Annotated in this window: 10 protein-coding genes; 1 reads left to right on the top strand and 9 read right to left on the bottom strand. The window is 50.2% G+C overall.

Going from position 1 to position 10,789, the window contains the following annotated elements:
• Nucleotides 1-263: hypothetical protein (locus tag EDM58_RS26045; protein ID WP_221175422.1), on the top strand; the 263-nt coding region annotated here is incomplete at its 5' end.
• Here the strand turns inward: EDM58_RS26045 and EDM58_RS17425 are convergent.
• The 9 genes from EDM58_RS17425 to EDM58_RS17385 all read right to left on the bottom strand — a co-directional run bounded on the left by EDM58_RS17425 (nt 245) and on the right by EDM58_RS17385 (nt 10,702).
• A complete protein-coding gene (locus tag EDM58_RS17425; RefSeq protein ID WP_122914451.1) occupies nt 245-1,084 on the bottom strand; it encodes a transporter substrate-binding domain-containing protein in 840 nt (279 codons plus the stop codon). The genes EDM58_RS26045 and EDM58_RS17425 overlap by 19 nt on opposite strands.
• Nucleotides 1,085-1,317: 233 nt before the next feature.
• Nucleotides 1,318-2,946, bottom strand: coding sequence for a formate--tetrahydrofolate ligase (locus EDM58_RS17420; RefSeq protein WP_122914450.1), 1,629 nt, complete (start codon nt 2,944-2,946; stop codon nt 1,318-1,320).
• 137 nt (nt 2,947-3,083) lie between these two features.
• Complete coding sequence (locus EDM58_RS17415) at nt 3,084-4,445, bottom strand: FAD-binding oxidoreductase (RefSeq protein WP_122914449.1); 1,362 nt, start codon at nt 4,443-4,445, stop codon at nt 3,084-3,086.
• A gap of 26 nt (nt 4,446-4,471) precedes the next feature.
• A complete protein-coding gene (locus tag EDM58_RS17410; protein WP_122914448.1) occupies nt 4,472-5,746 on the bottom strand; it encodes a TRAP transporter large permease in 1,275 nt (424 codons plus the stop codon).
• 7 nt (nt 5,747-5,753) lie between these two features.
• Nucleotides 5,754-6,221 carry a TRAP transporter small permease gene (locus tag EDM58_RS17405; RefSeq protein WP_122914447.1) on the bottom strand — a complete coding sequence of 156 codons (468 nt, stop codon included), beginning with the start codon at nt 6,219-6,221 and terminating at the stop codon, nt 5,754-5,756.
• Between the two features lie 63 nt (nt 6,222-6,284).
• On the bottom strand, nt 6,285-7,349 hold the full coding sequence (locus EDM58_RS17400) for a TRAP transporter substrate-binding protein (RefSeq protein WP_122914446.1): 1,065 nt from the start codon (nt 7,347-7,349) through the stop codon (nt 6,285-6,287).
• A gap of 60 nt (nt 7,350-7,409) precedes the next feature.
• On the bottom strand, nt 7,410-8,180 hold the full coding sequence (locus tag EDM58_RS17395; protein ID WP_122914445.1) for an SDR family oxidoreductase: 771 nt from the start codon (nt 8,178-8,180) through the stop codon (nt 7,410-7,412).
• The gene (locus EDM58_RS17390; RefSeq protein WP_122914444.1) at nt 8,177-9,601 is read right to left on the bottom strand and encodes an aldehyde dehydrogenase family protein; all 1,425 of its coding nucleotides are present in this window, start codon (nt 9,599-9,601) and stop codon (nt 8,177-8,179) included. The genes EDM58_RS17395 and EDM58_RS17390 overlap by 4 nt, the downstream gene beginning before the upstream one ends.
• Nucleotides 9,602-9,625: 24 nt before the next feature.
• On the bottom strand, nt 9,626-10,702 hold the full coding sequence (locus tag EDM58_RS17385) for a tartrate dehydrogenase (protein ID WP_122914443.1): 1,077 nt from the start codon (nt 10,700-10,702) through the stop codon (nt 9,626-9,628).
• Between the last annotated feature and the right edge of the window lie 87 nt (nt 10,703-10,789).

Genomic DNA, 10,789 nt, shown 5'->3' with positions numbered 1-10,789 from the left:
GCTACGAGGCGACTTGGCTCTTACCTCGGTTGGACTTTCACCAACTAGCAATTAACGGCTTGCTGGGCGCGCTGGCCGCTAAATGCGTGTTCCGCCTTTTCCGTTCCGGCTTGGTCAAGATCCCAAATGCCTTCGCTTTTTTCCCCTTTTTCCTCGACCAACTTTTTCTGGTCTCCTGTCTTTTTCTGTTTGTTTCTCAAGAAAGGGAAGACCACCCCGAATTCCAGAGTGGTCTTCTCCATCATTACTTCACCCATTTTTGATACAGCTCATCAAATTTCCCCTGCAGCTTCATCTCGTCGATCCACAGATTTAAATAGCTGGTAAAAATGTAATCGCCGCGATGGGTCATGTAGGAGGTCGCGTTTTTGGTGAACGTATCGTCAGCCAATGCTGCATACAGACGCGGATCAGCCTTGGAATAGACGATCGCTTCGATATTGTCGGTGATCATGACGTCGTATGTTCCATTGGCAATCAGGCCGGGGATGTCGAGATTGTTTTCGACTACGGTGACGGTTGCTTTTGGCAGATACTCATTGACAAAGGCCTGATTAGTCCCGCCAGGATTGACGCCAATACGAACGGACGGTTTGTTGATGTCAGCGAGGCTCTTGTACTTCTCCTTGTCCGTCGCGCGGATCAACGGAGATTTGCCAAAGTAGAGGTAGGGATCGCTCAGGGATGCTGTCTTCGCGCGGGTGGTATTTCGGGTGATTCCCCCTACGGCAATATCGAATTTATCAGCGAGCAGATCAGACATCAGAGTTGGCCATGTCGTTTGCACAAAACGCGCTTCCACACCCAGGCTCTCGGCAAATTGCTTCATGGCATCGATGTCATATCCTTCAAATTCTTTAGTTTCCGGATTCAAATAGGTAAACGGCTTGTAGTCCCCAGTCGTGCCTACAACGATATACCCTCTCTCGATAATCGCGTCGAGGCGGGATTCATGATTGGCTTTTTTTACTGTAGCAGTTAAGGGTTGCGTTGCAGCTGTCTCGGCTGCTCCAGCGCCAGCTGCACATACCAGAAGGGCAGCAGCAAACAGGCTAGTCATTACAGATTTGGTCCATTTTTTCATCGTTCATTTCCTCCAGATTGATCTATGTAATGTGATGACTTATCCAGTATATCATTATTAACTAAATATTCAGTTAATTTTATCGATAAAAAGTCTTTTTATGAATCGTTCTACGTCATTTTTCTTCTTATTTTCGGATTTGGTATGGGAGAAGCATAAGACGAAATCGTCCCCTGAAAAAAAAGAAAAGGGTCGGTACTCCCTTGATACCGACCCTTTTTTGCTGCCAAAAGCTAAGTTAGTCCCGTGATCCTTCCGTCCTGATCCACTCGAAGAGCCTCTGCTGCCGGTTTTTTGGGAAGGCCGGGCATGGTCATGAGGCTTCCTGTCAGAACGACGAGAAAGCCTGCTCCCGCTGAAAGGCGAATTTCGCTGACCGAGATCGTAAAATCGGTCGGCGCTCCCAAAATTTCCGGACGATCTGTAAAGGAGTACGGCGTTTTCGCCATGCACACCGGGAGATGGGACAGCCCCATAGCCTCCACTTTTTGCAAGGTTTTCAACGCTGCTGGCGAAAAAGTGACTCCCGACCCCCGGTATAATTCCCGGACAATCGTCTCCACCTTCTCTTTCGCGGATTGCTGCTCATCATACAGAAAACGGAATTGTGACGGTTGCTTGGCAGCACGGGCTACTTTTTCAGCAAGATCTACACCGCCCTCGCCGCCTTTTTCCCAGACACGGGAGAGAGCCGCTTCTACACCCAGCTCCTGGCAAAGCTCAAATACTGTTTCCACCTCAGCCTGGGTGTCGGTAATGAAATGATTTACCGCTACAACCGCCGGGACACCGAATTTACGTATATTTTCGATATGTCGTTTGAGATTCTCAAAACCGCGTCTCACGGCAGGCAAATTCTCTGTCTCCAGATCGGCGACCTTGACCCCGCCGTTAAACTTCAAGGCGCGAACCGAAATCACGACTACGGCGGCAGAAGGCGTCAGACCTGCTTGACGGCATTTAATATCGAAGAACTTCTCGGCACCCAGATCGGCACCGAAACCAGCCTCCGTCACCACGTAATCCGCCAGCTTCAATGCCGTTTTCGTGGCGACGACACTGCTGCATCCGTGGGCAATATTGGCAAAAGGCCCTCCGTGAATCAGAACCGGGGTACCTTCGATGGTCTGCACCAGGTTTGGCTTGATGGCGTCCTTGAGCAGCACGCACATCGCATCGACCGCCTGAATATCCTGGGCGCGCACCGGCTGATCGTCCGTGTCATAGCCGATAATGATCTGGTTTAGCCGCTCCCGCAGATCTTCCCGATTTTCACTCAAGCATAGAATGGCCATGATTTCCGATGCGGTGGTAATCATAAAACCATCTTCGCGAGTAATGCCGTTGCCGTCTCCCAAACCGACTACGATTTGACGGAGCGCACGGTCATTCATATCCATCGCCCGTTTCCAGACGATTTTCTTCGGATTGATGCGCAGCGTATTGCCGTGATGAATGTGGTTGTCTATCATCGCAGCCAACAGGTTATGCGCAGAAGTAATCGCATGCAGATCTCCCGTAAAATGCAGGTTGATCTCGTCTGCCGGCAGTATCTGTGCCTTTCCGCTGCCTGTTGCACCGCCTTTTATCCCCATGCAAGGACCCAAGGACGGCTCTCGCAAGGCAGCCACTGTCTTTTTCCCGATCAGATTAAGAGCCTGAGACAATCCAATCGTGGTCAATGTCTTGCCGGCCCCTGCCGGGTTGGGATTCATGGCGGTGACCAGAATCAATTTCCCATCGGGCCGCTCCCTCAGCTGTTCCCACAATTCATCCGCCAGCTTCGCCTTGAATTTTCCGTATTGCTCCAGATTTTCTTCTGAAATCCCTATCTGCCTGGCTATCTCGACAATCGGTTTCATCCGAATCCCCCTGCATTTCATGTTATGGCGTACAAACCTACATTCCACATGCAAATCCTGAACTCCTTTGGGAATAAGAAAAACAACCTCCCTCAAGCAGATGATATGCCAAAAGAAGGTTGTTTTGTAAGGTGGTCTTACCCAAAAATTTTACCCGGATTCAAGATTCCATTCGGGTCCAGCACCTGTTTGAACGACTGCATCACGTCGAGAGCCGCCCCGTGCTCCTTGCGTTGATATTTCATTTTCCCGATGCCGACACCGTGCTCGCCGGTGCACGTACCGCCTCGCTGCAATGCATATTCGACCAGATGAGCATTCAGTTTGTCGGCACGCGCTACTTCGTCTTTGTCGTTCAGATCGATCATCAGGATGACGTGATAGTTGCCGTCCCCGACGTGACCCAGGATCGCGCCGTCCAGCCCCGAGCGATCAATGGCTTCACGAGCATCCACAATCGCGTCTGCCAATTCGGAGAAAGGCACACATACGTCTGTGACCATCATTTTTTTGCCTGGCGATTTATGCACGAATGCATAGGCCATGTTGTGACGCGCATCCCAGAGCTGCGCCCGAGCCTTGGAATCGGTCTCGAACAAAAACTGGGTGCAGCCATGCTCGCCCGCGATGCCTTGCGCAAATTCGATATCATGCTGCAAGCTTTGCTCGCTGCCGTGGAACTCGATGAAGAGTGTCGGGCTTTCCGGGTAATCTGTTTCCTTGAACAAATTCACCTGGCGGATCGAGCGCTCGTCTACTAATTCAATCCTCGCTACCGGAATTCCAGCGGAGAGGATATCGACGACGGTGTTGACAGCATCCTGAACGGTCGGGAAGCTGGCGCGTGCTGCCATCGTGGCTTCGGGAATGCCGTATACGCGCAGCGTCAGCTCCGTAAAAGCTCCCAGCGTTCCTTCTGAACCGACAAACAAACCAGTCAGATGATAGCCGGAAGAGGATTTCGCTGTCATGCTGCCCGTACGGATGATGCGTCCATCTGCCAGTACTACCTCTAGGTCGCGAACGTTATCGCGCATCACGCCGTAGCGTACGGAAGTGGTTCCGCTCGCGTTGGTTGCTGCCATTCCGCCCACTGTCGCATCAGCCCCTGGGTCCACAGAGAAAAACAATCCATGCTTTTTCAATTCTTTGTTCAGTTGCATACGTGTTACACCTGGCTGCACGCGAACCAGGAAATCTTGCGGACGCACTTCCAGCACCTGATTCATCAGCGAGAAGTCCATGCTGATTCCGCCTTTGTAGGGAATGACATGTCCTTCCAGACTGCTTCCCATTCCAAATGGCGTTACGGCGATTCGCTTCTCATTTGCGAACTTCATGATTTTGCTGACTTCTTCGGCTGTTTGCGGAAATACGACAACTTCAGGCAAATGAGGCGTATGGTAGGATTCGTCATGGCTATGATGTTCCAGAACGGTTGGATTGGTTGTGACGCGTTCGCTTCCCAGCAAACCTACCAATTCTTCGATAAAGCTCATGCTGCATTCTCCCCTTCGTTACTTGGTTACTTGCTCAGATTGACCAGGAACATGCTGATTTCTGGAATATAAGTAATTAACAACAAATCGATGATCATGATGACAAGGAATGGAATCACAGCACGTTCAATGGCTGTATTCGGCAACCCCGATATCTTCCCGGCGACCAGAAGATTGATTCCCACTGGCGGTGTCAGCATTCCGATGGCAGAGTTCACCACAATGATAACCCCAAACAGTACAGGGTCGACACCCAGCGCCAAAATAATCGGCAGCAGAATCGGCGTCAACAGAATGATGATAACCGATGTTTCCATAAACGTCCCCATGATCAGCAAGAAGATGTTAATGATCAAAAGCGTGATGACAACACTATCTGTAATCCCCAGCATAAATTGAGCAATTTCCTGAGGAATATTTTCTCGAGTCAATAGGAATCCAAACGAGTTGGCTGTGGCAATAATCAGCATGATTGCTGCGGTCAAGCTGGCAGAGCTGGTAAAAATATGCCCCAGGTCCTTCCACTTGATCTCCCGGTAGACAAACAATCCGACGACCAAGCCGTAGACTACAGCCACGACAGCCGCTTCTGTCGAGGTGAAGATTCCACCGTAAATTCCGCCCAAGATGATGACGGGCATCATAATTGCAAGAATGGCATCCTTGAAAGACTTCCAGATTTCCGCGGCAGAGTACTTCCTACCACCGCCCCAACCATGCTTCTTGCTTACCCAAATCGAGTAGATGACCAAGGAGATGGCGACGAGAATTCCCGGTCCAATTCCGGCAATAAACAAATCATTAATCGATGTGCTGGCTGCCACTCCGTACAGAACCAGCGGCACGCTTGGGGGAATCATCACTCCAATCGTTCCTCCCGCAGCATGCAAAGCCGCAGAAAAACGAACATCATACCCTTTTTTGACCATGTGCGGAATCAAAATTCCACCGACTGCTGCGGTTGTCGCTGCAGAAGAACCAGAAATCGCCGCAAAAAAGGTACATCCAATAACAGCAACAATAGCCAGTCCACCTGGCAGATTTCCTACGATGGTATTGGCAAAGTTGATCAATCTTGCAGAAATTCCGCCCGTCTCCATAAGCTTACCCGCCAAAAGGAAAAACGGAATAGCCATCAGCGGGAAGGAGTCTGTCCCATTAAACATTTTTTGAATGACGACCAGAAGAGGAATATTCCCTTCAATCATAAAGACCGCCACTACGGACAAGCCGAGTGCAACTGCAATCGGGACATTAATAATCAGGAGAAACAGCAATATTAAAAATAACATCGTGCCCATTATCCATTCACTCCTTCCCGGTGATGTCTTTCCACGTCACATGGAGGACATTCATGATGAGCAAAATACCGCTGATCGGGATCACCATGTAGACATAGCCCATGGGAACGAGCAGGCTTGGGGATGTCTGGGTCATGCTTCTCATCGATAACAGATAACCCTGGTGGATCATGACGACAAAAAACGCGATCGTTAAAAGAGCAGCCACCGACAAGACGATTTTGTTCCAAAGCGGTGACAAAAATTTCTGAATATATTCGGTTCCAATGTGTGCTTTGATAGACATCGCATAGGCGGAGCCGAGAAACGTCAGCCATACAAGAAGATAACGGGCCAACTCCTCCGTCCATGCAAGGGGCTGATCCAGGAAAAACCGGAACAATACCTGCAAGAAGACGGCGACAATCATCAAACCCATTATGGCAATAACGAAGTACCGTGTGATGCTGTTGATGAAGGAAATGATTTTGCCCATCCGTTTTCTCCTTTCTCAGGGAAAGGGGGGAGAAAAGCAGACTGCCTTTCTCCCCTCCGCTACTTATTTTGTATTCAAAATCTTATTCAACAGGTCTTGGTCGATTTGTCCGGCAAATTTCTCGTATACAGGTTTCATAGCATCACGGAAAGCTTGTTTGTCCACATCTTCCGTAATGGTTACTCCATGATCTTTCAGAACCTGCAGGGACTCTTCTTCCATTTTGATCATCAGTTCACGCTCTTGTTGACCCGCTACTTTCGCTTCTTCAGCGATCAAGGTTTGTACATCTGCAGGGAGCTTGTCCCAAACCGGTTTGCTGAACAGAATCATGGCAGCCGAGTACACGTGGCCAGTCAGAGACATTTGTGTTTGCTTGGAATCATACAGCTTATAGGTATTCGCCACGATAGCAGGGTTTTCCTGTCCATCAACGACTCCTTGCTGCAGTGCGGTCAGTGCCTCAGTCCACGCCATAGGTGTAGGTTTCGCACCCATCGCTTCAAAGGCAGCCAGATGGATTTGGTTTTCCTGTGTGCGCAGCTTCATTCCCTCGAGGTCGGCTGGCGTCTTCACCACTTTCGTACCGTTGGTTACGTGGCGGAAGCCATTTTCAGCCCAAGCCAAGCCAATGATGTTTGCGCTTTCGATGTCCTTCAAGATTCCTTGCCCTACTTCGCCGTCCAACACTTTATAAGCATGGTCGCGGCTTTCAAACAAGAACGGCAGGTCAAGAATACCCAGCTTAGGATAGAAGTTGGTTACCGGCGCAGTAGACGTGATGACCATGTCTACAGTTCCCAGTGTCAGTCCCTCTGTCAGTTCACGCTCTGCACCCAATTGGCTGAGTGGGTACACTTCGATTTTGACTTTGCCTTGCGATTTTTCTTCTACTCTCTTTGCCATATCTTTCATTGCTACGTGGTAAGGATGGTCCTCCGTCAGGGAGTGGCCTGCTTTAAACACATAGCTTTTTCCATCATCAGCACTCGGCGCTTCTGTCTGTGCTGCCGGGGCTTGTCCGGATGGCTGAGCCGCCTGCTGGCCGCCACCACCTCCGCACGCCGTCAACAACAGCGATACAGACATCAGGCTCGACAGTACGAGCCCCCACTTCTTTTTCATCATCGTCTTACATCCCCCTTGCATTTCTTGTTTTTATATATGTGTATTGCTGTAATACCAAAGTTAAATGCCTCTGCCTCCGTCTACGTTCATGACCTCTCCCGTCACGATTTTGGACAGATCGGAAGCCAGATAGAGCGCTGCTTGCGCGATGTCTTCCGGCTGAATCAGCTTGCCAAGCGGCACACTGTCGATGAAAATTTCCTTTTTTCCCGCTTCCACTGTCTCGGCATCTCCATTGATGAACTTCCCGAGCATCGGCGTCTCTGCCGGACCGGGATTGATGACATTGACACGGATTTGGGCAGGAGCCAATTCCAATGCCAACGCTTTGCTCAGCATGACCGCTGCTCCTTTGGAAGCGCAATATGCATTCAAACCCGGACGAGCCCGGATGGAAGCGATCGAGGCGATATTGATGATGCTTCCTTTTTTGGCAGCCTTCATATGCGGAACCGCATGCCGTATCGTAAGGAAAATTGACTTCGTGTTCACGGTCATGATTTTATCCCACATCTCGAGCGTCAACTCTTCAATCGGGGTGAATGCTTGGGGCACCCCTGCACAGTTGACCAGGACATCAACTGAGCCATATACAGACATCGTTTCCGCGACCATCGCGGCTACGCTCTCATCATTGCCCACGTCGGTTTGTACAGCATGCCCTTTGCCTGCCGGAAGCTCTTGTGCGACACTCGCCGCCGCATCTTTATTCAGATCTGCTAGAACAACATTGGCGCCTTCTTGTGCAAATAGTTTGGCAATTGCCTTCCCCATTCCAGAAGCGGCCCCAGTCACAATCGCTGTTTTTCCTTGCAAAAGCTCTCTACTCATAGATTGATCACCACCATACGTTCATCTGTCATCTCTTCAACGGCATAACGCGGCCCTTCCTTGCCCAGACCACTGTTTTTGATGCCGCCGTACGGCATGACATCATTGCGGTAGGTGGATACATCGTTAATGACTACGCCACCGTACTCTAACACGCGCGCTGCCTTCATCGCAATATGTAAATCGCGAGTAAAGATGCCCGCTTGCAAACCGTATTCGGAATTATTGGCTTCCGCGAACGCTTCATCCAGATCGCTGTAAGGAATAATCGTCACGACCGGAGCGAACACTTCCCGGCAGACGACTTTCATTTCCGGCTTGGTATCGACCATGACAGCTGGATAGAACAAAGCGCCTTCCCGTTTTACAGGCATCAAAGACTTGGCACCCTGGCTGATCGCCTCCAGCACCCATTCTTCGGTACGTGCTGCTTCCTTTTCGCTGATCATTGGACCTACATCAGTGTCCGGATCTTCCGGATTGCCGACCTTCAATTTCTGAACTTCGGAGACGTACAGATCCGTGAACTCTTGCAAGACCGATTCGTGTACGTAGATACGTTGGACCGCGATGCAAGCCTGACCGGCGTTGTGGAAGCTGCGGGCTGCTGTCTGACGGGCTGCCAATTCAAGATCGGCATCCAGGTGAACGATGTTCGGGGAGTTGTTGCCCAGCTCCAACGCTACAGGACGCATGCCGCTGCGTTCTTTGATGTGGCGACCCACTTCACCCGATCCGGTAAAGGTGTACATGGCAATTTTCGGCTCATCAAGAAGCCATTCGCCTACCTGGCTTCCCGCTCCGGTCACGATGTTGATATGGCCTTTTGGCAGACCGGCTTCTTCCAGCACAGCTACCAGCAAAAAGGTAGCGATCGGAGTCACAGTCGCTGGCTTCACGACGATCGTATTTCCCGCCGCAATAGCAGGGGCGATCTTGTGCGTGCTGAGCAGCAGCGGATAATTAAATGGCGTGATGGCCCCAATGACCCCCTTGGGTACGCGGATGGTAAAGCCCAGTCTGTTTTCCGAACCTTCTGTAGACTGGAGCGGTACCATTTCCCCATGGATGCGCTTCGCTTCTTCGGCTGACAGACGCAGGGTGTTGATCGTGCGGTCCAGCTCATTCATCGCATCTTTACGAGTCTTCCCGACTTCCCGAATCAGGGACAGTTCCATCTCATCGCGACGTTCTTCCATTAGTTCAGATGCTTTTAACAAGATTTTATACCGTTGAAACGGAGTAAGCGAGTCTTGTTTAAATTTTTTGTGTGCTGCCTCTACCGCTGCGTTGACATGATGCTGTTCCGCTTTGGCGATTTGCGCGATGGTGGCACCAGTGAATTTATGGTATACCGGGATATAGTTCTCTGTTTTTACCCATTCACCATCGATATACAGATCATAGGTTTGTGTAGACATTCTCCTTCTCCTCCTTTTTTTATACTAGCGTGTTGCCAGGTGGATTTGACGAACGATCTCGTCACCCAGTTCTTTCGTCGTTGCACGGCCTCCCAGGTCAGGTGTCTGTACCTTTCCGTCGATCAGCACTTGTTCGATCGCGTCCAGAATCACTTTCCCGATTTCATAATGGCCCAAATGATCCATCATCATGCTCAGACTCCAGATCTGCGCGATTGGATTGGCGATTCCCTTGCCTGCGATGTCCGGTGCAGATCCGTGGATCGGCTCAAACATGGACGGGAAGTTGCGCTCCGGGTTGATGTTGGCAGAAGGAGCAAGCCCCAGACCGCCGACGACAGCAGCGCCCAGATCCGTCAAAATATCGCCAAACAGATTGCTCGCAACCACGACGTCGAATTCTTCCGGACGGGTAATAAAGTATGCAGCCAATGCATCGATATGATAGAGATTTGTCTGGATCCCTGGATGATCTTTTCCGACTTCCTTGACGATCTCATCCCAGAACGGCATGGAGTGGTTGATTCCATTTGATTTGGTCGCTGCAGTCAGCCGCTTTTTCGGTCTTTTTTCAGCGAGATCATACGCGTATTTAATAATTCGCTCGGTGCCATAGCGAGTAAATACGTTGTTTTGCACAGCCATTTCATAAGGGGTGCCTTGATGCATCCGGCCGCCCATGTTGGAATACTCGCCCTCTGTATTTTCCCGTACGACCACGAAATCGAGATCGTCGTGATTTTTGTAGCGAAGTGGGCTTTCCAATCCGCGCAGCAGTTTGACTGGTCTTAGGTTGACATACTGTTGGAAGGCTCTGCGGATGGGAAGAATCAATTCCCAAACAGATATATGATCTGGCACTCCCGGAGCTCCGATCGCGCCCAGCAAGATCAAGTCGTAACTTTTCAGCACATCCAAACCATTTTCCGGCATCATTCTGCCATTTTTCAAGTAGTAGTCGCAGTTCCATGGCTTTTCATCACAATCAAACCGGACTCCCCCGTGGCTTTCTTCTATCGCTTTCAGGACTTTCAAGCCTTCATCCATAACCTCGGGACCGATTCCGTCTCCTGGTATCACTGCGATCGAATAATGTTGCAATCGACTCCCTCCTCATAATCACCAAAATATTTAGACAATTCAACGCTATTATAACTTGCAGAAATCATGCCAATTTACCTAGAATCG

This window comes from Brevibacillus panacihumi (assembly GCF_003710985.1).
Classification (GTDB): Bacteria; Bacillota; Bacilli; order Brevibacillales; family Brevibacillaceae; genus Brevibacillus; species Brevibacillus panacihumi.
This window is presented reverse-complemented; position numbering and strand designations above follow the sequence as displayed.